The organism is Phenylobacterium sp. LjRoot225, assembly GCF_964252855.1.
Taxonomy (GTDB): Bacteria; Pseudomonadota; Alphaproteobacteria; order Caulobacterales; family Caulobacteraceae; genus Phenylobacterium.
On sequence record NZ_CAXUPL020000002.1, the window covers coordinates 931,111 to 953,697 of the forward strand.

Below are 22,587 nucleotides of genomic sequence, written 5' to 3' on the forward strand. Positions count from 1 at the left end.
TCCTAGGGCGGGCGAGGCGGCGGCGGGAGCCGCCATCAGGCGGTGCGGCGCAGCACGTCGGCGATGGTCTGCACCGTCTGGTCGATCTGCGCCGGAGAGATGATCAGCGGCGGCGACAGGGCGATGATGTCGCCGGTGACGCGGACCAGCAGGCCTGCGTCGAAACAGGCGCGGAAGACCTCCGTCGCCCGTTGCCCCGCGGCTCCGGGACGGCTTTCCAGCTCGATGCCGGCGACCAGGCCGAGGTTGCGGACGTCCTTGACGTGCGGCGCGTCGGCCAGCCCGTGCACCGCAGCCTCCCAGACCGGCTCCAGATCGGCGGCGCGCAGGAACAGGCCCTCGTCCCGGTAGATGTCCAGCGTCGCCTGGCCGGCGGCGACGGCGAGCGGATGGCCGCTGTAGGTGTAGCCGTGCGGCAGCTCGATGCCGCTGGCGATCGCCTCCATCATGCCCTCGTAGATCTCGCGGCGGACGCCGACCGCGCCCATCGGCACGGCAGCATTGGTCAGCCCCTTGGCCAGGGTCATGATGTCCGGCGTGACGCCGAAGCGCTCGGCGGCGGTCGCAGCGCCCAGGCGGCCGAAGCCGGTGATCACCTCGTCGAAGATCAGCAGGATCTGGTGCTTGTCGCAGATCGCCCGCAGCCGTTCGAGATAGCCCGTCGGCGGCACGAGAACCCCGGTCGAGCCGGCCAGCGGCTCGACGATGACCGCGGCGATGTTGTCCGCCCCGTGCAGGCCGACCAGCCGCTCGAGGTCGTCGGCGAGTTCGGCGCCCCGCTCCGGCTGGCCGCGGACAATCCCTTGGCTGGGGTCGTAGGTGTGGCGCAGGTGGTCGACGCCCGGCAGCAGGGCGCCGTAGGGCGCGCGGTTGGTGACGATGCCGCCCACCGAAATGCCGCCGAAGCCGACGCCATGATAGGCGCGCTCGCGGCCGATCAACCGGGTCCGGGTTCCGCGGCCGGCGGCGCGCTGCCAGGCCAGCGCGATCTTCAGGGCGCTGTCGACGGCCTCCGAGCCCGAGTTGCAGAAGAAGACGTGGTCCATGCCCTCGGGCAGGATGTCGGCGAGTTGCCGGGCGAAGTCGAAGGCGGCCGGATGGCCGAGCTGGAAGCTGGGCGCATAGTCCAGCCGCCCCGCCGCCTCGCGGATCGCCGCGACGATCGAGTCACGCCCGTGACCGGCGTTGACGCACCAGAGCCCTGCGGTGGCGTCCAGGATCTTGCGGCCGTCCGGCGTGACGTAGTGCATGTCCTTGGCCGAGGCGAGCATGCGCGGTTGCGCCTTGAACGCCTTGTTGGCCGTGAACGGCATCCAATAGGCTTCGAGCGCGCTGTTCTTCGGGTCGTGTCCGTCCGCCATCCCGGCGTCTTCCTCGATTGCAGGGCCGCCTTGGGCGCACCTGCCGCGAAGGTGGCGCATTGCGGCCGGGGTTTCGAGCCAATTTTGCGAGCACTAGGACTTCAGTGATCACAGTGCAAGCCGATATGGGCCTCGCGGCGCGACGCCCATGGTCGGCGCGCAGCTCTTGCCCAGCCCATGCGCGGAATGCAGCATCGCTGGCTCGCGCCCGACCGGTCGTCCTTGACAGCTTGAGGGGATCCGGAGCTACGTGATCACAGATGAGACGTTCCTCAAAATGGTTGGAGGGGGCCTCGCCGGCCCAACGCGCCCGATGAGCACGGCGGATTTCCCCCTGCGTCCCGTTCTCGGCGTCACCTGCTGCCGGCGCAGCGTCGGCGGGGAAGCCGCCCAGAGCGTGATGGAGCGGTATGTGGCGAGCGCCCTGCGCTACGCCGACGCCGCGGGCCTGCTGGTTCCCGCCCTGCCCGAATTGATGCGGGCCCGCGAGATCGCCCCCCTGCTCGACGGCCTGCTGCTGACCGGCAGCCCGTCGAACGTCGAGCCGGCGCGCTATGGCCAGGCCGGCGCCGAGGACAGGGCAGGTCCTTACGACCCGGCGCGTGACGCGATGGCCGCGGCCCTGGTCGAGGAGATGCTGAACCTCGGCAAGCCCGTGTTCGGCGTTTGCCGCGGCCTGCAGGAGTTGAACGTCATCCTGGGCGGCACGCTGCGGCGCGACCTGAGCCGCAGCCCGGACCTGATCGACCACCACGCCCCGGCCGACGCCGACCTGGGAGCGATGTTCGCCCACAGCCATGAGGTCGCCCTGACGCCCGGCGGCCTGCTCGCCCGCAGTTTCGGCCGCCCGCAGATCACGGTGAACTCGGTCCACTTCCAGGGTCTCGACCGGCTGGCCCCGGGCCTCACGGTCGAGGCGACCGCCCCGGACGGGATCGTCGAGGCCGTCTCGGCGGACATCCTCGGCGCCCAGGTCCTGGCGGTCCAATGGCACCCCGAGTGGCGACCCGAGACCAATCCGGACTCCCAGATGTTCTTCCAGCTGCTCGGCCGCGCCCTGCGCGGCGAACGCCTCCTCTCCCCGCCTTCCCGGAGCTGCGCATGACCCTTCGCAACTACGACATCGCCGAACTGCGCCGCCTGGACGTCGCCCACCACCTGCCGTCACAGCAGGATCACGGCATGATGCGCGACATCGGCGGCAGCCGGATCATCACCCGGGCGGACGGCTGCACCATCTACGACGGCGACGGAAAGGCCCTGCTGGACGGCATGGCCGGGCTGTGGTGCGTGCAGGTCGGCTACGGCCGCAAGGAGCTGGCCGAAGCGGCCTATGAGCAGATGCTCGAGCTGCCCTACTACAACACCTTCTTCAAGACCGCCGCGCCGCCCACGGTGATGCTGGCGGCCAAGATCGCCGAACTGCTGGGCGGCGACCTGCAGCACGTCTTCTTCAACAACTCCGGCTCAGAGGCGATCGACACCGTCATCCGGCTGGCCCGCTACTACTGGCAGATCAAGGGCCAGCCGCAGCGCAACGTCATCATCTCGCGGGTCAACGGCTATCACGGCTCGACGATCGCCGGCGCCAGCCTCGGCGGCATGAAGCACATGCACGAACAGGGCGGTCCCTGGCTGCCGGGCATCGAGCACGTCATGCAGCCCTACCGGTTCGCCGAGGGCTTCGGCGAAGATCCGCTCGCCTTCGCCGAGCGCGCGGCCCAGGCGGTCGAGGATCGCATCCTGGAGGTCGGGCCGGAGAAGGTCGCCGCCTTCGTCGGCGAACCGGTCCAGGGCGCCGGCGGCGTGATCATCCCGCCGGAGACCTACTGGCCGCGGGTCGAAGCGATCTGCCGCAAGTACGGCGTCCTGCTGGTCTGCGACGAGGTGATCTGCGGCTTCGGCCGGCTTGGCCAATGGTTCGGCTTCCAGCACTTCGGCGTGAAGCCGGACCTGGTCTCGATGGCCAAGGGCCTGTCGTCCGGCTACCTGCCGATCTCGGCGGTGGGCGTCGCCGACCATATCGTCGAAGCCCTGCGAACCACCGGCGACGACTTCGTCCACGGCTACACCTATTCCGGCCACCCGACCGCGGCCGCCGTCGCGCTGAAGAACATCGAGATCATCGAGCGCGAGAACCTGGTGGAGCGGACCCGCAGCGACCTCGGCCCCTATCTCGCCGAACAGCTGGCTGCGCTGAACGACCATCCGCTGGTGGGCGAGGTCCGCTCGCTGGGCCTGATCGGCTGCGTCGAGATCGTCTCGAAGAAGGGCACTAACGAGCGCTTCGGCGGCAAGCAGGGGCCGACCGGCCTGATGGTGCGCGACCTCTGCATCGAGCACGGCCTGATGGTGCGCGCGGTGCGCGACTCGATCGTCATGAGCCCGCCGCTGGTGATCAGCCATGCCCAGATCGATCAGCTGGTCGCCACCCTGCGCCGCGCCCTCGACCTGGCGGAACCCAGGCTGCGCGCCGCCGGCTGAGGGAGGATGACGCCTGGGATCGATACTCGACCAGGTTTTTGAATATATTGAAGAACGTCATGGCCGGGCTCGTCCCGGCCATCCATGAACACCATGATTGAAGCTCTGCCGCGGCAAGGCCGCCGCCTTTTCCTTCGAGATCAGGGTTCATGGGTCGCCGGGACAAGCCCGGCGATGACGATCAGGTGCGAGATGATTCAGCCCAGCCGATCGCGCAGCGCATACCAGGTCATTCCGGCCGCCAGCACCGGCCAGCGCAACAGACGCCCGCCCGGGAACGGCGGGCACGGCAGGCGCGCCAGCAGGTCGACCCCGGCCCGATCCCCCTGGGTCGCCCGCGCCAGCAGACCTCCGACATAGGGCGCCAGCATCACCCCCTGGCCGGAATAGCCGGCGGCGGTCCAGACGCCGGGGATCAGCTCGCGCACGAACGGCAGGCGGTGGAAGGTGACGCCGAGCGCCCCGCCCCAGGCATGGGTGATCTTCGCTGCGCCGAGCTGGGGATAGACCTCCAGCAGGTGGCGGCGGACGACCGCGGCGATGTCCGCCGGTTCGCCGGCGACATAGGATTCCCCGCCGCCGAACAGCAGCCGCCCGTCGGGGGTGCGGCGCCAGTAGCGGACCACGAAGCGGCTGTCGGCGGCAGCCTCGCCGCCCGGCAGGATCGCGGGATCGTCCAGCGGCTCGGTGACGGCGATGAAGTTCTGAATCGGCATCACCCGCGCCTCCAGCGCCGACGACAGCCCGTCGAGATAGCCGTCGCCGGTCAGAATCAGCTGCTGGCAGACGACCTCGCCCTGCGGCGTCTCCACCACGAACCCGGCGGCGGTGCGGCGCCAGCGGCGGACGAAGGTCCGCTCGTGGATGACGCCGCCCGCGGCCAGGACCGCACGGGCCATGCCCTGGGCCAGCTTCAGCGGGTGCAGATGGCCGCCGCCGCGGTCGATCATGCCGCCGTGGTAGACCTCCGTCCCCAGGGCCTCGGCCAGGGCGGTCTCGTCGAGCAGGCCGTAGCGATCGCAGCCGTAGACGCGCTGCATATGCTCGATGAAGCGGGCGTCCTCCTCCTCCCCGCCCTGGCGGTGACGCGCGTGCAGCAGGCCCGGCCGCAGGTCGCAGTCGATGGTCCGGGCCAAGGCGAGCAGATGATCCCGCGCCGCCTCGGCCAGATCCCAGAGCCGGCGGGCGTCGACGTCGCCGAGGCGCGCCTCCAGCCAGGGCTGGTCGCGGCGCTGGCCGGTGTGGATCTGGCCGCCGTTGCGGCCCGAGCCTCCGGAGCCGACCTCGGCGGCCTCCAGCAGGCGCACGTCGGCGCCGGCCCTGGTCAGCTCCAGGGCGGCCCCCAGGCCGGTGAAGCCCGCGCCGACGACGCAGACGTCGCAACGGGCCTCGCCCTGCAGCGCCGGCAGGTCGAATGGCGGACCGGCGGTCTCGGCGTACCAGCCGCCGGGCGGATGACCGCGGTTGCGCATGGGCCGCTTAGACGTTCAGCAGCAGGAACTCCCGCTCCCACGGGCTGATGGTCTGCATGAAGGTCTCGTACTCCGCCTGCTTGACCCGTGTGTAGGCGGCGACGAAACGCGGCCCCAGGATCTCGACCAGCGGCTCGCAGGACTCCATCAGAGCCAGGGAGTCGATCAGGCTGCGCGGCAGGGCGATGCCGCCGGCGTTGGCGTCGTCCGCCACCGCCGCGCTCGGCTTGAGCCCGGCGACCATCCCCAGGTAGCCGGTCGCCAGCACCGCGGCGATGGCCAGGTAGGGGTTGGCGTCAGACGACGGGATGCGGTTCTCCAGCCGCCGGTTGGCGGCGTCCGACGGCGGCACCCGCAGGCCGGCGGTGCGGTTGTCGTGCCCCCACTGGGTGTTGATCGGGGCCCCGGAGTCCCGGGCGATCCGCCGGTAGGAATTCACGTAGGGCGCCAGGATCGACATGATCGCCGGCAGGTAGCGCTGCTGGCCGGCGATGAAGGACTCGAACATCGCCGTCGGCGCCCCGGTCTCGGGGTCCGAGAACAGCGACAGTCCGCTCGCCGGATCGATGATCGACTGGTGGATGTGCATGGCCGAGCCCGGCTCGGCGGCCATCGGCTTGGCCATGAAGGTGGCGTAGATGTCGTGCGCCATCGCCGCTTCGCGGATCGTACGCTTGAACATGAACACCTGGTCGGCCAGCTCCAGGGGATCGCCATGGCGCAGGTTGATCTCCATCTGCGCCACGCCGCTTTCGTGGATCAGGGTGTCGATCGCCAGGCCCTGCTGTTCGGAATATTCGTACATGTCCTCGAACAGGGCGTCGAACTCGTTGACCGCCGAGATGGAATACCCCTGCCGCCCGGTCTCGGGTCGGCCGGAACGGCCCACCGGGGGCTTCAGCGGATAGTCGGGATCGAGGTTCTTCTCGACGAGGTAGAACTCCAGCTCAGGCGCCACCACCGGCTTCCAGCCCTTGGCGGCGTAGAGCTCCAGCACCCGGCGCAGCACCCGGCGCGGGCTCTCCTCAACCGGCGCGCCGTCGGGCGAGAAGGCGTCGTGGATCACCTGGGCCGTCGGATCGTGCGCCCAGGGCACGACGGCCAGGGTGCCGTAGTCCGGCGTGAGGAAGATGTCGGTGTCGGACTGCACCGCCCCCACCAGCCCCTCCAGGTCCGGGAAGTCCCCGGTGATGGTCTGGTAGAAGACCGCCAGCGGCAGGTTCATCTGCGGGGTGGCGAGGAACTTGGTCGCGGGCATGATCTTGCCGCGGGCCACGCCGGCGAGATCGGGCACCATGCATTCGATCTCTTCGATGTTCTGCCGGCGAAACCACTCGGCCGCCTCTTCCACGGATCCGACGCCGCGTGCGGCGTAGGGCGCGGGCTTGGCCCTCTTCTCACGGTATTTCATCAGTTCGCCCTCATGGGGCCTCCTGTCATTCCGCCTCAGGATAGCAGGACGGCGGGCGAACAGGCGTGCCAGCTGAGCCAAACCGCCTCGCCGACGGAGAATTCTTCCTGGTCCCAGCGGGTGAGGTTCGAGCGCTGCACGCGGATGCGACGGCCGCCGGCGATCTCCACCTCGAACAGCGAGTCGCTGCCCAGGTAGATCTCCTGGCGGATTACCCCGGCCACGGCGTTGGCGCCCGCCGGCGCGTCCTCGTCCAGCTTGGGCGGGGCCGATCCCTCCGCTCGCTTGCTGAGCTCGATCTTTTCCGGCCGGATCGCCGCCCAGACCGTCGCGCCCGTAGCCCCCGTCACCCCGTGGTCGAGGTAGATGTCGGCCTCCAGCTCGGGCGAGCGGACCTTCGCCTGGTCCGGCTCGTCCTCCACGAGCGCGCCTTCGAACAGGTTCACCGTACCGATGAAGTCGGCGACGAAACGCGAGTTGGGGAATTCGTAGAGGTCATTGGGCGGGGCCACCTGCTGCAGCACCCCACGGTTCATCACCGCGCAGCGGCTGGCCAGCGCCAGGGCCTCGTCCTGGTCGTGGGTGACCATGATGAAGGTGATGCCGACCTTCTGCTGCAGGGCGCTGAGTTCGCTGCGCATCTGGTCGCGCAGCTTGGCGTCCAGCGCCGACAGCGGCTCGTCCAGCAGCAGCACGCGCGGCCGCTTGATCAGGGCGCGGGCGAGCGCCACCCGCTGTCGCTGGCCGCCGGAGAGCTGGTCCGGCTTGCGGCCGCCGAAGCCGTCCAGCTGCACCAAAGCCAGCGCCTCCTCGACGCGGCGAGCGCGTTCCGCCGCGGCCACCCGATCGACCTTCAGCCCATAGCCGACGTTGTCGGCCACCGTCATGTGCGGGAAGACCGCATAGGACTGGAAGACCATGTTCACCGGCCGCTTGTTGGGCGGGGTGTTCGCCACGTCCTGGCCGTCGATGAGGATGCGCCCCTCGGTCGGGGTCTCGAAGCCGCCGAGCATCCGCAGCAAGGTGGTCTTGCCGCAGCCGGAGGGGCCCAGCAGGGCGAAGAACTCGCCCTCGTGGATGGTCAGGTCGACATTGTCGACGGCGATCATCTTGCCGAAGCGCTTGGTGACGTTTTCGAAGATGATGATCGGCCGCCCGGCCGGCTCGAGGGCTTGGCCGGTCGCGCCGGCGACGGCAGGTTCGGCGGAGACGAGCGGCGTCATGGGTCAGCTCTTCTTCTCGGCGGGGCCGCCATGGCCGGCGGCTGCGGCGGGATCGCCCTGCAGCCGCAGGGCGACCGCGGTCAGCACGACGGTCAGGACGATGAGCAGGGTCGAGGCGGCGTTCACCTCCGGCGTCACCGAGAAGCGCACCATCGAATAGACCTTCACCGGGAAGGTGATGGTGTCCGGCCCGGAGGTGAAGAAGGTGATCACGAAGTCGTCGAGGCTGAGGGTGAAGGCCAGCAGGGCGCCGGCCACCAGCGACGGCGCCATGTGCGGCACGATCACGTCCCAGATCATCCGCCACTCGCCGGCGCCCAGGTCGCGGGCCGCCTCCTCCATCTCGCGGTTGAACGAGGCCATGCGGGCGCGGACCACCACCGCGACGAAGGGGAAGGAGAAGGAGATGTGCGAGATGATGATGGCGCCCAGGTTGAACGGCCAGGGCAGGCCCTGAGGCCAGGGCACGACCTTGGCGAAGAAGACCAGCATGGCCACGCCCATGCAGATCTCCGGTGCGACGATCGGCAGGGTGAGCGCGCCGTCGAAGGCCGTCTTGCCGGGGAAGCGGAAGCGCCAGAGCACCAGGGCCGCCAGGGCGCCCAGAATCAGGCTGACGAGGGTGGAGACGGCCGCAATCGTCAGGGAGTTGCCGAAGGCCTCGAGCAGGCTCGAGTTCGTCAGGGCCATCTTGTAGTAGTCGAGGGTGAAGCCCTTCCAGACGATGTTGCGGCGCGAGTCGTTGAAGCTGAACGCCATCAGCGTCAGCAGCGGCGCGTAGAGGAAGATCGCCACCATCGCCAGCCAGGCCTGGAGCGGCCAGCGGCGCAGGTATTCGAGCGGTCCGGCGGGCGGCTTGCGGCTCATGGTTCGGCGGCCTTGCGGGTGCGCGCGCTGACGGCCTGAACGGCGATCGCCAGGAAGGTCAGGTACATGAGGACGAAGGACAGGGCCGCGCCGAACGGCCAGTCGTTGGCCCGCTTGAACTGGCGCTCGATGACGTTGGCGATCATCTGGCTTTCCGGCCCGCCCAGCAGGTCCGGCGTCAGATAGGCGCCGAGCGCCGGGATGAAGGTGATCACCACGCCCGAGGCGATGCCGGGCAGCGCCATCGGCACGACCACCGAGAACAGCGTCCGCAGGTGCCCGGCGCCGAGGTCGAGACTGGCCTCCAGCAGGGAGCGGTCCAGCCGGTCCAGGGCGGAATAGAGCGGCAGCACCATGAAGGGCAGGTGCACGTAGACCAGGCCGACGACGACGGCGAAATTGTTGTGCAGCAGCTCCAGCGGCGTGAACGCCGCGCCTGTCAGGCGCGTCCAGATCCATCCCAGCGTGAGGTTGATATAGCCCTCGGTCCGCAAGACGGCGATGAGGGCGTAGGTGCGGACCAGCAGGTTGGTCCAGAACGGCAGCATCACCAGCAGCAGCAGCCAGGCCTTCAGCTTGGACGGCGCGAAGGTGATGGCGAGCGCCACCGGGAAGCCCAGGATCAGGCAGAAGAGCGTGGTCAGGGCCGCCGTCCAGGCCGACTTCCAGAAGATCAGCAGATAGAGCGGCTCGAACACCCGGGCGTAGTTCTGGAAGGTCCCGTCGATGACGATCTCGGTCAGACCCCGGTTCTCGCCGAAGCTGTAGGCCCAGACGATCCCCATGGGCACGAGGAAGAAGGCCACGAGCCAGAACAGCGGCGGCCCCAGCGCCCCTGCGAAGACGGCCTTGGCCTTTTTCCAGCTCTGTTCCAAAGCGGGGGCTCTCCTTGGTCGCCTGGGCTGCGGCTAGGCGGCGCGGACCCTGGTGATCAGCTCCTCGTATTCCTTGGCCTTCTCCGGCCCCTCGAAGGCGCCGTATTCGCACTTCGCCATCACCTCGGCCGGCGGGAAGATGACCTTGTTCTCGTTGTAGCTGGCCGGCATCAGCGCCTTCGCCGCGGCGTTCGGCGTCGGATAGAGGATGGTCTCGGTGATCTCCTTGCCCGCATTGGCGTCCAGCAGGTAGTTGATGAAGGCGTGGGCGTTGTTGGGCCGCGGCGCGCCGGTCGGAATGCAGAGGGTGTCGGAGTTCAGCAAGCTGCCCTCCTTCGGCACCACGAAGTCGAGATCCGGGTCCTCGACCATCGCCTGAGCGATGTCGCCATTGTATTCAAGCACCAGATCGACATCCTTGGACAGCAGCATGTCCTGGCCGTTGTCGTCGTGGAACGCCTTGATGAAGGGCTTCTGCTTGATGAGCATGGCCTGGATCTTCGGCAGCATCTCCTGGGGAATGTTGTTGACCGAGTGGCCGAGATATTTCGCGCAGAGCCGCACGAGGTCGGCGGATTCCGAGAGCAGCGCGATCCGACCGGCGTACTCCGGCGAGTCGAACAGGTATTTCCAGCTGTCCGGAACCCCCTTCACCTTCGACTTTCGATAGCCGATGCCGAGCGTCAGCCAGGTGTAGGGCATGGAATACTTCCGCCCCGGGTCGAAGCTCGGATCGAGGAACGACGGGTCGATGTTCTTGATGTTGGGGATCTTGGCGTGATCCAGCGCCATCAGCATGCCCGCCTGCGCCATCCGGGTGACGAACTCGTTGGACGGCACGATCACGTCGAAGCCGGGATTGCCGGCCTTCAGCTTGGCGAACAACTCGTCGTTGGTCGCAAACAGGCTCATGTTCACATCGACGCCGGACGCCTTCTTGAAGTCGCCCAGGGTGGTTTTGCCGATGTAGGTGTCCCAGTTGTAGAAGTTGAGCTTCGGCTCCTCGGCGCCGGCGGCGCCTGAGGCCTTTTCCTTGGGACTGCAGGCTTCCAGCCCACCGAACGAAAGCCCCACGGCGGCGGCGCCGAAGGTGGTGAGCAGCGAACGACGGCTCTGGCCGCGACGGATCGTGTTCATGTCTTGCTTAAGCCTCCTGGGCGTCGAGCTTGCGGTTCAGCGACTTGGATCCGGCTCTCATGCTGCGGCGCCCGCAAGATCGCGCCTGCGCTCGCCGACCGGTGGACTTGTTCAACCGCAGATGTCGCGCCGCCATGAGCACCGGATCAAGCGCCATGCGCATCTCCCGAGCGTTACGCAGCACGGGCGCGGTCATCCGGCCGGACAGCTTCGACGATGTCGCCAGCAGTGCGGACCCCATGCACCCCCCTGAACGGTGATCACAGTTTCAAGGGCGTCCCGCCGAGTCAACCGGGGCCGTCGCAACGGCGACAGCCCCGGCGTCGGCGCCTAGAGAAATGTCAAATCAGCCCCGAGCAGCCGGCCTCGACTTCGCAGGTTTCAGCGGCGGGGGGCGCAGCCCGGTTATAGGCGCGTCGATCGCACCCACTGAGATCACAAGCGCCGCATGGAAGCTGGCGTCGTCACCAATCTCCGGTGGCCCGTCGCAGACTTAACCGCGGAACTCCAACTCTTCTCGCCCCGTTCACCCATCGCGCGTCCGCGAACGGCCAAGCGTAGGAAATTCTCGGTCAAGCGACCTGGATCATTGCAGGAGGGGTCTCCCCATGGAATTTCATGTCGAGCAAGTCATCCATGCGGCGCCCGCCGAGGTCGCGCGGATCATGTTTGATCCTGATCTGGAGGACAAATGGGTCAACAAGGCCGGGAAGGCTGAGAGGCTGACCCCCGGCCCCATGGCTGTCGGGTCGCGCGTTCGCCATGACTCCGGCACGCTGGGCCTGCGAGGCCCGTTCGTCACCGAAGTCACGGAGCTGGATCCCGACCGCCGGCTGGCCATGGAGATCGTGGAGGGGCCGGTGCGCGGGATCATCGTCTATCAGGTCGCCCCCACCTCGGGCGGCGCGATCGCGACCGTTCACGTGCGAAATCCCCCCAAGCTGCCCATTCCGGAGGTGCCCTGGGTCCGCAAGCAACATGTCCAGGAGAACCTGCACCGCCTGGCCCACCTGCTGACTCACTCGCACTGAGCGACGAAGATCCACGACTCGACTTGGCTGAACACGTCTCGGCGGGGCGGGGAATCCCCATGCCTTTCTCCTGGACAGCAACGCCGCCGCCGCAGGCATGGGACGCACTGAAATTCCAAGCATTTCAGCCCCATCTGCGTTAGGATCAGCTTGTTTTTCTGGACCCGATCCGCGCGAGGCGCGGGAGAACCGATATGGTGGGCCGGAGCAAGGCGATAGGCCCCGCGAGACCGCATTCGACGAAGGGCGGTCAGGGCGCGGTCTTGCGCCCGCTCTGCATCGCCGCCTTCATTCAGGCCCTCGCACTCTCCGCCTGGGCTGGACCGCTGGAGGACGCCGCCGCCGCCCATCAGCGCGGCGACTATGCGACGGCCGCTCGCATCTACCAGACCTTGGCGGATCGAGGCGACGCCAACGCCCAGAACAGTCTGGGCGTCATGTACCTGTACGGGCAGGGCGCCAGGCGGGACTACACCCAGGCTAGAAAATGGTTCCGCCAGGCGGCGGCGCTGGGGTCGCCGGCGGCCCAGTTCAATCTGGGCGAGATGTATTTCAGGTCGCAGGGCGTCGAACAGGACCTGCTGGAGGCGGCGAGATGGTACAACCGCGCCGCCGAACAGGGGCACTCCCGGGCGCAGTTCACCCTCGCGGCCTTCTACCTCATCGGCGCCGGCGTGCGCGTGAACCCCCAGAAGGCCGCCTACTGGTTCGAGCGCGCCGCCGCGCAGGGTCACGCCGAAGCGCAGCAGGAGCTGGGTAAGATGTACGGCGCGGGTCGCGGCGTGCCGCGGGACCTGGTGTCCGCCTACAAATGGCTCGCGCTCTCCCGCGCCAACGCGCGAACGGACGTCGTGCGCAATAGTGCGAGCCGGGCGCTGCAGCACGTGGCCGCCGCCATGACCCCGGCGCAGGTCAGCGAGGCGCGACAACTGGCGAGCGTGTGGCGGGCGACGCCCTCGAAGGTGCGTTACCAATGACCCCCGCTGGGCCCGAAGGGGCGGCGCCCCTCGCCAGGTGGAGAGGGGGATTGAGGCTGGCCGGGCTCGGACCGGCGTCGTTCACCACGACGCTCCGGCGGGTCGTGCAGCGGGTGGCCACCCTGCCCGCCCGCGGCGGCTACCGCTTTGTCATCGTCGTCGGCCTGTTGGCTCTGCTGCTGACGCTGGGCGTGTGGCGGGGGCTGCTGGCCGATCAGCATCGTTCCACCGCGACCCAGTTTGCGCTGGAGGCCGAGCAACGGGCCGAGAGCATCAAGCGGCAGTTCTCGTCCGAGACCGGCGTCGTCACCGCCCTCCTGGCCCATTACCGCGCGTCGCAAGCCGTCGACCGGAGCGACTTCGAGGCCTTCTCCGAGGTCTTCCTGGCCGAGCCTTCCAACATCGACTCCCTGCAGTGGATCCCCTTTGCGCCCCAGGCCCGGCGAGGCGCCTGGGAGGCCCTGGGCGCGCGGGAGGTCGATCCGAGCTACCGGTTCCGGCAGATGGCGCCCGACGGGACGCTCGCCCCGGCCGGCGAGCGCGACGCCTATTTCCCGGTGTTTTTTGCGCAATCGCCTTTCGGCGACGCCCCCGAAGAGCTCGGCTTCGACTGGGGATCGGACCCGGCGGCGCGGGCCGCGCTGCTGGCGGCGCGCGACACCGGCGAGGTCAACGCGGCCGTCCGCGTTCGGCTGCCCGGCGCGCCCGACGACGACCTGCGCATGGCCGTGTTCGCGCCGGTCTATGACCGCGGCGAGGAGACGGCGAGCACCGACGAGCGCCGGCAGCGCCTGAAGGGGTTCGTCGCCGCGGTGCTGAGGGTCGGCGACCTGATCCAGGAGGCGATCGAGCTGACGCCGCGCGAGGGCGTCGACCTCTATCTGCTGGATTCATCCGCGCCCGCCGACCGGCGGGTGCTGCTGTCGATCCCCGCCCCTGACGAGCGCAAGTCGTCGCGCCCCGCAACGGAGGGCCGCGCGCCCGCCATGGACGCTGAGCTGTTTCATTCGAGCTCGATCGTCATCGGCGACAGCGTCTACACCGTCTACGCCGCCGCCACCGACGCCTATGGCCGCCAAGGCTGGCTCGCCGCCCCCACGATCGCGCTGGCCGGCGGCCTGTCGGTCACCGCCGTCCTGGTCGCCTACCTCTTCTCGCTGGCCAATCAACGCGCCCGCACCGAGCGCGTCGTCGAGGAACGCACCGCCGAGTTGCGCAGGGTCTACAGCCGGCTGGAGGAGCGGACGCTGCAGCTGGAGATTTCCGCACGCGACCTGGGGGCGGCCAAGACCAAGGCCGAGGAGGCGACCCGCGCCAAGAGCCTGTTCCTAGCCAATATGAGCCACGAGATCCGCACGCCGATGAACGGCGTCATCGGCGCGGCGGAACTGCTCGGCGACACCGACCTGACGCCCGTGCAGCACGAATATCTCCACATGATTAGCCAATCGGCCGAAGCGCTGCTGCACCTGATCAACGACATCCTCGACTTCTCGAAGGTCGAGGCCGGGCGCCTTGAGCTCGAGGCCGTGCCGTTCAGCCTGCGCGACGAGCTCGCCGACGCGCTGCAGACGCTGGCCGGACGGGCGACCGAGAAGGGCCTGGAGCTGGCCTGCCATGTCGGGCTGGACGTGCCCGAGGGCCTGGAGGGCGACCCGCACCGACTGCGCCAGATCATCATCAACCTCGTCGGCAATGCGGTCCGGTTCACCGACAAGGGCGAAGTCGTCGTCGAGGTGAGCTGCGAGACGAAGGGCGAAAGCGGCGCGCGCCTGCACTTCGGCGTCCGCGACACCGGGCCGGGGATCCCGCCGGACAAGCAGAAAGTGATCTTCGAGGCCTTCTCCCAGGCGGACGCCTCGTTCACCCGTCGCTATGGCGGCACCGGCCTGGGCCTGACGATCGCCACCCAGCTCGTCCAGCTGATGGGGGGGCGGCTGGAGCTGGAGAGCGAGGTCGGCAAGGGAAGCCTGTTCCATTTTTCCGTGCCCTTCGCGGTCGCCGAAAAGGGGGTCGCCGGCCCGCGGCTCGATCGGTCGGCGCTGGACCACCTGCCGGTGCTGGTGGTGGACGACAACGAGACCAACCGGCGCATCCTCGTGGAGATGGTCCGAAGCTGGGGCATGAAGTCCCAGACGGCGGACAGCGGCCCCAAGGCCCTCGCCACGATGAAGAACGCCGCGTCCGTCGGTCAGCCGTTCCGGCTTGTGCTGCTGGATGTGATGATGCCCGGCATGGACGGCTTCGCCGTGGCCGAGCAGATGGCGCTCAGCCGGGAGATCGGGGCTCCGGCGCTGATCATGCTGTCCTCGGCGCACAAGGACGAGATCGCCCGGCGCGCCTCAGCCCCCGGCGTCGGCCGGTTCCTGCTGAAGCCGGTACGTCAGTCGGAGCTCCTGCAGTCGATTCTCGCGGTGCTCGGCGTGACGGGCGAAGAGGAGCTGCCGACCGCGCCGGAGGCGCCCAGCGAACCGGCCTCGCTGAAAATCCTGGTCGCGGAGGACAATGCGATCAACCAGCGCGTCGCCCAGCGGCTGCTCGAGCGGCGCGGCCACCGGGTCGAGATCGTCGACGACGGCGCCAAGGCGGTCGAGGCGGTGGCGGGCGACGGCTTCGACCTCGTCCTGATGGATGTGCAGATGCCGGTGATGGACGGCTTCCAGGCGACCGCCGCCATCCGCGCGGCGGAAATGCAAACCGGCGCACATATCCCGATCGTCGCCATGACGGCGAACGCGATGCGCGGCGACCGCGAGCGGTGCCTCGCCGCCGGCATGGACGGCTATGTCGCCAAGCCCCTCAGGGCCAACGATTTCTACGCGGTCGTGGAGAGCCGGGGGAAGCTGCGGGCGAGCACGGACGGCGCGGAAGACAGAGAAGGAAGGGAGTGAGACATGGCGACTGTGCTCGACTGGGACAGGGCGCTTGAGAACGTCGACGGCAGCGAGGATCTGCTGATCGAGCTCGCCGGCCTGTTCATTGAGGAATGCCCGGAGATGATGCGTCAGGTCCGCGCGGCCATCGACGCCGGCGACGGCCTGGCGCTGCAGCGCGCCGCGCACAGCCTCAAGGGCTCGGCCCGCATCTTCGCGACGGCGGCGGCCACCGAAGCGGCGCGGCGCCTGGAGGTGATGGGCGCCGGGGGCGACCTGTCCGGCGCGGACGGCGGCTGGAACGCGCTCCGCCTCGAAATCGACCGCCTGACAGCGGCGCTGGCCGACAAGACCAGCCAGCAGACGGGATGACGCGCCATGGCCAGCAAGCCCCTCACCGTCCTCCTGGTCGAGGACAACCCGCTCTACATGCGCCTCATCCAGCGGCTGCTCGGCCGCTCCGAGCACCCGACGTTCGACGTCGTCACCGTCGAGACGCTCGCCGCCGCGCTGGAGCGCCTGGCCAAGGGCGGCGTCGACGTCGTGTTGCTCGACCTGATGCTGCCCGACAGCATGGCGCTGGACACCTTCTTCCGCGTCCGCGCGCAGTCGGCCGAGACGCCCATCATCATCCAGAGCTCGCTTGACGACGTCAGCCTGGCGTCCAGGGCGGTCGAAGGCGGCGCGCAGGACTATCTTCTGAAGGATCGCATCAACAGCGTCTCGCTGCTGCGTTCGATCCACTACGCCGTCGAGCGGGCCCATGCCCGGGGCGCCGAGTGGCATTCGGCGATGTTCCACCTGGCCCAGCAGCAGCTCCTCAAGGCCGCCTACATCGCCGAGCTCGACGACAACATCCGCCAACGGCTGCTGTTTCCGGAACGCGCCCAGATCGCCGCCCTGCCGTTCAAGCGCGACAAGGGCGACCAGGTGGAGACGGTCTTCGCCTATCGCGTGCAGCATGTGCTCTCGATGGGACCGACCAAGGGCGGGATCCGCTACCACCCGGACGTCGGCCTCGGCGAGGTCGCGGCCCTGGCCATGTTGATGACCTGGAAATGCGCCCTGACCAACCTGCCCTATGGCGGCGCGAAGGGCGGCGTGCGGGTCGACCCGGCCGCGCTCAGCCAAGGCGAGCTCGAGCGGCTGACCCGGCGCTACACCTCTGAATTCATCGGCATCATCGGGCCGGACAAGGACGTCCCCGCCCCCGACATGGGCACCGACGGACAGGTCATGGCCTGGATCATGGACACCTACAGCCAGCATGTCGGTTATGCGGTGCCCTCGGTCGTGACGGGCAAGCCGATCGTGCTGGGCGGCTCGCTGGGCCGCAACGAGGCGACCGGCCGCGGCCTGGTCTATCTGATCGAGCACGCGTGCCGGAGCATGGACGTCAACCTCAACGGCGGGACGGCGGTCGTTCAGGGGTTCGGCAATGTCGGGGCGCATACGGCGACCTTCCTGGCGGAAAGCGGCGCCAAGGTGGTCGGGGTCAGCGATGTCGGAACGGCGCTCTACAATCCGCAGGGACTGCCGATCGACAAGCTCCAGGACTATGTCCGCGAGCACCGCCTGCTCGCCGACTGCCCCTTTGGCGAGGCGATCACCAATCGCGAGCTGCTCGAGCTCGACTGCGATGTCCTTGCGCCCTGCGCGCTGCAGAACCAGATCACCGCCGAGAACGCCGGCCGGCTGAACTGCCGGATCCTGGCGGAAGGCGCCAACGGGCCGACTACGCTCGAGGCCGACGAGATCCTGAAGGAGCGCGGCGTCTTCCTGTTGCCCGACATCCTCGCCAACGCCGGCGGCGTGGTCGTTTCCTATTTCGAGTGGGTCCAGGGGCTGCAGAACCTGATGTGGCCGCTCGAAGAGATCAACGAGCGCATGCGCAACATCCTCACCGACGCGATGACCCGGACCCAACGGCGGGCGGAAGCGGACAAGCTCGACATGCGCACCGCCGCCATGATCGAGGCCCTGAACCGCGTCGGCGCGGCCCATCAGCTGCGCGGGCTTTTCCCGTAGAGCCTGTCCGGTCCTGGCGGATCCTGACCTGTCGTCGTCGCCTGCATGAACCGAGGCGCAACGACGGCTGGCCGCGGTCTGCACCGGAGATCTGGTTTTGCGGATCCGCACAGCGAAAACCCGGCGTTGCCCTTTTTCAAGGGTGCGCGCCGGGCTTTCTGGGATCGGTCTCTTCCATTTCTGGCTGAGGCTCCGGTCTCGACCCTCGGGCTTTCGCTTGACGGTCGCCTCATCAACCTCCGCGCGGGCGTGAAGTTCCTGCGCGGCTGAAAAAATTTTGGCGGTTTCCGCCGGTGCGGCGCCAGCCGCACGGGGCGTCCATCTCGCTCTCCCTCGGACCCGGATCGAGACCGTCCGTTCCTCCACAGACATGGACAACCGCCGCGACCGCTCGGAAGCTCTGGCCCCGCCGGTCCCAGGACCGCCAGAAATAGAAACATTGGGAGGTTTGGATGACTTCGCAGGAAGGCGCCGACGAACTGCTGGCGCGGACCCAGGAGTTCGTGGCGGACCACCTTGCACGATATCTCGCAAGCGGCGGGGCCGACGGGCATATCGAAGACTTCAGCCACGTGGGCGTGCCCGGCATGCTGCCCACCCTGCTGCTGAAGACGACCGGACGGCGGAGCGGGCGGTCGTCCGTGGTCCCTCTCCTCTATGGCGTCTTCGGCGGCGAGTGGGTGGTGATTGCATCCAAGGGCGGCGCGCCGGAGCATCCTGCCTGGTTCCTGAACCTGCTGGAGCAGGGAGAGGCCGTCTTCCAGATCGCCACGCAAGAGTTCCGCGGCGCCTGGCGCGTCGCGGAGGGCCAGGAGCGCGCCCGCGTGTGGAGCTATATGGCGGGGCTCTATCCGCCGTACACGGCGTACGAACAGTCGGCCGGCGATCGCGTCATCCCGGTGGTGATGCTGAAGCCGGTCAGCGGTCGGCGAGCTGAGGCGACGGCGCCGCCGTCGCAGAATGCCTGATGCCTTGCGCGCAGTGTCGAGATTCGGCCCGCCCCCCAATGTTAGCTCACACCTAGGGTGATGGTCTTCCTCAAGACGTGAAACGCGCCCGCCGGCCGCACTGCGCCTTATCGCCGGCTCGCAACGAGAAACGTCAAGAACGGAGGGGGTGTTCATGCGGGTGATGGAGGACGTTCCGCGGATCTCCGCCGGCGAAGACCCGCAGCATGTTTCGGAGACCTTCCCGGTCGAGCCCTACCTTTCCCGGGACTATGCGCAGCGCGAGCGCGACAGGCTGTGGCTCAAGGTCTGGCAGATCGCCTGCCGGGTCGAAGAACTGCCCCGCCCGGGCGACTTCGTCACCTATGAGATCCTCGACCAATCGATCATCGTCGCCCGCGGCGACGACGGCCAGCTGAGGGCCTTCCATAACGTCTGCATGCACCGCGGGCGCAGGCTGACCGAGGACTGCGGCCACGCCAAGCGCTTCCAATGCAAGTTCCATGGCTGGCAGTGGAGCCTCGACGGCGCGTCGCTGCGTGTCCTGGAGGGTGAGGATTGGGGCGACGCCCTGACGCCGGACAATCTGCGCCTGCGCGACGTGCGGCTCGACACCTGGGGCGGCTACGTCTTCATCAACTTCGATCCCGAGTGCGAGCCGCTGCGGGATTTCCTCGAACCGGCCGCCGCCCTGCTGCGTCCCTACGAGATCGGCAAGATGCGCTACCGCTGGCGCAAGTGGCTGGTCATGCCCTGCAACTGGAAGGTCGCGGTCGAAGCCTTCAACGAGAGCTACCACACCTTCGGCACCCACCCGCAGCTGATGCGCTATTCGGACGTCATCACCTGGAGCCGGGCGCAGGGGAAGCACGCCAACCATGGCGTCCTGATCCAGGAGGGGATGCGAAACCTCGGCGAGGGATCGGCCTATATCTACCCCGAGCCCCGGAAGGACTATCTGCAGGCGATCGCGGAGCGCGAGTGGCTGCTCTACGAGACGCTCGACGCCTTCCAGAGCCACAGCATCGCCCAGGCCGCCCAGCGGATCCCGGTCGAGCTGCCGCCGGAGACGCCGCCCTATGTGGCCTACGACAGGATGCTCGGGTGGGCGCGCGAGATCGACGCCGGGCGCGGCGTCACCTGGCCAGAGGTCACGCCCGAGCAATCCGCCGAGGCCGGCTACGACTGGCACATCTTCCCCAATACGGTGATCCTCCAGGCGCCCACCTTCGTGCTGGGCTACCGCGCCCGGCCGAACGGCTATGATCCCGACAGCTGCATCTTCGAGGTCTATGCCCTCGACCGCGCCCCGGAGGGCGTCGAGCCGCCCCAGCCCAAGCCCGAGCGCTGCGACGACCGGAAGGACGAGGCGTTCTGGGGGCGCATCCTGCTGCAGGACTTCTCTAACATGGAGCAGGTGCAGCTCGGGATGAAACAGGTCGCCTTTCCCGGGATCCGGCCCAATCCGAAGAAGGAACAGGCGATCGCCAACTTCCACCGGGTCTTGCGGAGCTACATGGAAGACTAGCGAGCGCGACTAGACTCGCGCCGCCAATATAAAAATACGTGGGAGGAAGACCTGACACAGCGTCATCGCGCTTGCGTCTACCTGTTTGCCGGCGCGTCCCAGCTTGCCGTGTTGGTCAGCCCGGCCCTGGGGCAGACAGCCGCAACCAGCCTACCCGCGCCGGCGACGGCGGAGGCCGGCGTCAACCTGGCCGGCGAGATCATCGTCACCGCCCAGCGCCGGTCGGAACGTCTCGTCGACGTCCCGATGTCGGTCGCCGCACTGAGCGGCGAGACGCTGGCGAAAGCCGGCGTCACCAACACCCTGGAGCTGGCCCAGGTCACGCCGGGGCTGGAGCTGCCGATGTACGGCGCCTACACCCAGCCCTCCATCCGCGGCATCTCGTCGGCCGGCTCGGGCCTGGCCGACAGCAGCAACGTGGCGACCTACGTCGACGGGGTCTACCAGCCGTCCCAATCGGGGCAGCTGGCCGACCTGCCGAACGTCGAGAGCGTGCAGGTCCTCAAGGGGCCGCAGGGGGCGCTCTATGGCCAGAACGCCACCGGCGGGGCCATCATCATCAACACCATCCAGCCCTCGTTCACGCCCAAGGGCCTGCTGAGCGCCAGCTATGGCAACTACGATGACAAGGCCGTTCGCGGATGGGTCACCGGGCCGATCACCTCACAGCTCGCCGGCGCCCTCGCCGCGGCCTTCGAGGACCGCGACGGCTTCAATCGCGACCTTCTGCGCGGCGGCCGCGACAAGGGCCTCAGGTCACATCAGGTCCGCGGCAAACTGCTGTGGACTCCGGTCGGCGAGACCTCTTTCACGCTGAACGCCTTCGCCACCAAGCGCTACGATTCCACGCCTTACGCGGGCCAGGCCTACAACAACGTCTCGATCGCCACGCCTGTCGCGGCCTTCTTCGGAACGCCGCTGCCCACCGAGCCGCACCAGTTCGCTCACAACCTTCAACCGGACGTGCGGATCCGCACCGCCGGCGTGAGCCTGCTGGGCAAGATCCCGGTCGCCGATATCGGGACGGTCAGCACCGTCACCGCCTACGGCAAGGTTAAGGTGACGGACTTCCAGGACAGCGACGAGACGGGCGTCAATCTCGCGGCCCTGTCCGACTTCGTCGTCAAGCAGCACGACATCATCCAGGAGGTGAATTTCCTCTCCAGGAAGTTCGGCGGACTGACGGTTTCGGCCGGCCTGTTCTACATGTTCAACGCCGAGAAGTATGACCCCTATACCTTCACCTTCTACGGCGGCGCGCCCTACCCGGCGACCCCGCCGCCGGTCGCCACCTTCGGCAACCACACCCAGAACAAGCGCAACTATTACGCCGGCTACATCGAGGGCAATTACGAGCTCACGGATGCGCTGACGCTCACGCTCGGCGGCCGCTACAGTTCCGAACGGCAGAAGGTCTACGGCGCCGCGCTTCCCGACCCGAACATGTACCCGGACCCGCGCGGCGGCTTCACCTTCAACAAGTTCACGCCCCGCGGCGTGGTCCGCTACAAGCCGAACGAGGACGCCACCGTCTACGCAAGCGTCTCGCAGGGCTTCAAGAGCGGCTTCGTCGACGCCAATGCGGTCCACCCCTGCTACGACGCCACGCTGGGGCGCGCCACCCAGTGCATTCCGCCCACCGATCCGGTGCGTCCGGAGGTCGTTACGGCCTACGAGGTCGGCTACAAGGGGCGGCTGTCGGATGCATTCAGCTTCAGCGTGGCCGTCTTCCACGACGACTACAAGAACATCCAGGTCTTCGTCTACCGGCCCTCGACCGGCAGCCAATATCTCAACGCCGCCAAGGCGAAGATCGACGGCGTCGACTTCGATTCCTCCTTCAAGGTCTCGCCGGATCTGACACTGGGCCTGGGCGCCGTAGTCCTGGACGCCAAGTACAAGCGCTTCGCGAACGCCCAGGCGTTCGTGCCTTACGGCACGCTCATCGACGGCGTTCCCCTCACCTGCGCGGACTCCTTCCCGGGCGGCAACTGTTCGGTCTCGGTGGACGCCAGCGGCGCCCGCATGATGCGGGCGCCGAAGCTGACGCTCACCGCCAATGTCGACTACGAGCACCAGCTCGCGTGGGGCAGGATCGGGGCGTCCGCCAACCTGAAGTATAATTCGGGGTTCTACTTCGACCCGGTCGAGGACATCAAACAGGGCAGGTACACGCTCCTGAACGCCCAGCTGTTCGTGGAGCCGGCTGGGCTGAGGGGCGTGAGGCTGTCGGTCTACGGCAAGAACCTGACCAACAAGGACTACCTGGCGAGCGTGCTCGAAAGCACGGTCTCGGACGCGGTCTCCTACGCCGCCCCGCGCCAATACGGCGTCCAGGTCGAATACCGGTTCTGAGACGTCGTCGCGCGAGCT

The 22,587-nt window shown here is 68.2% G+C and carries 18 protein-coding genes; 10 read left to right on the forward strand and 8 right to left on the reverse strand.

All coding sequences use genetic code 11. The annotated features are described in order from the left end of the window. Window positions 1-35 precede the first annotated feature (35 nt). Window positions 36-1,361, reverse strand: coding sequence for an aspartate aminotransferase family protein (locus ACSQ2B_RS14655; RefSeq protein WP_436050877.1), 1,326 nt, complete (start codon window positions 1,359-1,361; stop codon window positions 36-38). Between the two features lie 313 nt (window positions 1,362-1,674). Between ACSQ2B_RS14655 and ACSQ2B_RS14660 the strand changes: the two genes are divergently transcribed. Continuing rightward, window positions 1,675-2,466 carry a gamma-glutamyl-gamma-aminobutyrate hydrolase family protein gene (locus ACSQ2B_RS14660; RefSeq protein ID WP_436050878.1) on the forward strand — a complete coding sequence of 264 codons (792 nt, stop codon included), beginning with the start codon at window positions 1,675-1,677 and terminating at the stop codon, window positions 2,464-2,466. Beyond that, window positions 2,463-3,845: an aspartate aminotransferase family protein gene (locus ACSQ2B_RS14665; protein ID WP_436050879.1), complete on the forward strand. Its 1,383-nt coding sequence runs from the start codon at window positions 2,463-2,465 to the stop codon at window positions 3,843-3,845. Before ACSQ2B_RS14660 ends, ACSQ2B_RS14665 begins: the two co-directional genes overlap by 4 nt. 197 nt (window positions 3,846-4,042) lie before the next feature. Here the strand turns inward: ACSQ2B_RS14665 and ACSQ2B_RS14670 are convergent, their stop codons facing one another. From ACSQ2B_RS14670 to ACSQ2B_RS14700, 7 genes are all read right to left on the reverse strand, one after another. Further along, complete coding sequence (locus ACSQ2B_RS14670; protein WP_436050880.1) at window positions 4,043-5,317, reverse strand: NAD(P)/FAD-dependent oxidoreductase; 1,275 nt, start codon at window positions 5,315-5,317, stop codon at window positions 4,043-4,045. 7 nt (window positions 5,318-5,324) lie between these two features. Further along, a complete protein-coding gene (locus tag ACSQ2B_RS14675) occupies window positions 5,325-6,728 on the reverse strand; it encodes a glutamine synthetase family protein (RefSeq protein ID WP_436050882.1) in 1,404 nt (467 codons plus the stop codon). 35 nt (window positions 6,729-6,763) lie between these two features. Beyond that, window positions 6,764-7,837 (reverse strand): ABC transporter ATP-binding protein, encoded by a 1,074-nt coding sequence (locus ACSQ2B_RS14680; RefSeq protein ID WP_436051039.1) that lies wholly within the window; start codon window positions 7,835-7,837, stop codon window positions 6,764-6,766. Between the two features lie 117 nt (window positions 7,838-7,954). Next, window positions 7,955-8,818, reverse strand: a complete 864-nt coding sequence (locus ACSQ2B_RS14685; protein ID WP_436050884.1) for an ABC transporter permease — start codon at window positions 8,816-8,818, stop codon at window positions 7,955-7,957. Continuing rightward, window positions 8,815-9,693, reverse strand: coding sequence for an ABC transporter permease (locus tag ACSQ2B_RS14690; RefSeq protein WP_436050886.1), 879 nt, complete (start codon window positions 9,691-9,693; stop codon window positions 8,815-8,817). Before ACSQ2B_RS14690 ends, ACSQ2B_RS14685 begins: the two co-directional genes overlap by 4 nt. A gap of 33 nt (window positions 9,694-9,726) precedes the next feature. Continuing rightward, a complete protein-coding gene (locus ACSQ2B_RS14695; RefSeq protein ID WP_436050888.1) occupies window positions 9,727-10,830 on the reverse strand; it encodes an ABC transporter substrate-binding protein in 1,104 nt (367 codons plus the stop codon). A gap of 7 nt (window positions 10,831-10,837) precedes the next feature. After that, the gene (locus ACSQ2B_RS14700) at window positions 10,838-11,071 is read right to left on the reverse strand and encodes a hypothetical protein (protein ID WP_436050890.1); all 234 of its coding nucleotides are present in this window, start codon (window positions 11,069-11,071) and stop codon (window positions 10,838-10,840) included. A gap of 367 nt (window positions 11,072-11,438) precedes the next feature. Between ACSQ2B_RS14700 and ACSQ2B_RS14705 the strand changes: the two genes are divergently transcribed. The 8 genes from ACSQ2B_RS14705 (at window position 11,439) to ACSQ2B_RS14740 (ending at window position 22,569) form a co-directional block, all read left to right on the forward strand. After that, the gene (locus ACSQ2B_RS14705; RefSeq protein ID WP_436050892.1) at window positions 11,439-11,861 is read left to right on the forward strand and encodes an SRPBCC family protein; all 423 of its coding nucleotides are present in this window, start codon (window positions 11,439-11,441) and stop codon (window positions 11,859-11,861) included. Window positions 11,862-12,124: 263 nt separating this feature from the next. Continuing rightward, window positions 12,125-12,838 (forward strand): tetratricopeptide repeat protein, encoded by a 714-nt coding sequence (locus ACSQ2B_RS14710; protein WP_436050894.1) that lies wholly within the window; start codon window positions 12,125-12,127, stop codon window positions 12,836-12,838. Between the two features lie 50 nt (window positions 12,839-12,888). Further along, window positions 12,889-15,729 carry a response regulator gene (locus ACSQ2B_RS14715; RefSeq protein WP_436050896.1) on the forward strand — a complete coding sequence of 947 codons (2,841 nt, stop codon included), beginning with the start codon at window positions 12,889-12,891 and terminating at the stop codon, window positions 15,727-15,729. A 3-nt stretch (window positions 15,730-15,732) separates the two neighbouring features. Beyond that, a complete protein-coding gene (locus tag ACSQ2B_RS14720) occupies window positions 15,733-16,083 on the forward strand; it encodes an Hpt domain-containing protein (RefSeq protein WP_436050898.1) in 351 nt (116 codons plus the stop codon). Between the two features lie 6 nt (window positions 16,084-16,089). Then, a complete protein-coding gene (locus ACSQ2B_RS14725) occupies window positions 16,090-17,739 on the forward strand; it encodes a Glu/Leu/Phe/Val dehydrogenase dimerization domain-containing protein (RefSeq protein WP_436050899.1) in 1,650 nt (549 codons plus the stop codon). Between the two features lie 452 nt (window positions 17,740-18,191). Beyond that, window positions 18,192-18,707, forward strand: a complete 516-nt coding sequence (locus ACSQ2B_RS14730; protein WP_436050900.1) for a nitroreductase/quinone reductase family protein — start codon at window positions 18,192-18,194, stop codon at window positions 18,705-18,707. A 154-nt stretch (window positions 18,708-18,861) separates the two neighbouring features. Continuing rightward, the gene (locus tag ACSQ2B_RS14735) at window positions 18,862-20,214 is read left to right on the forward strand and encodes an aromatic ring-hydroxylating oxygenase subunit alpha (RefSeq protein ID WP_436050902.1); all 1,353 of its coding nucleotides are present in this window, start codon (window positions 18,862-18,864) and stop codon (window positions 20,212-20,214) included. A 108-nt stretch (window positions 20,215-20,322) separates the two neighbouring features. Beyond that, the gene (locus ACSQ2B_RS14740) at window positions 20,323-22,569 is read left to right on the forward strand and encodes a TonB-dependent receptor (protein WP_436050904.1); all 2,247 of its coding nucleotides are present in this window, start codon (window positions 20,323-20,325) and stop codon (window positions 22,567-22,569) included. The last annotated feature ends 18 nt before the right edge of the window (window positions 22,570-22,587 follow it).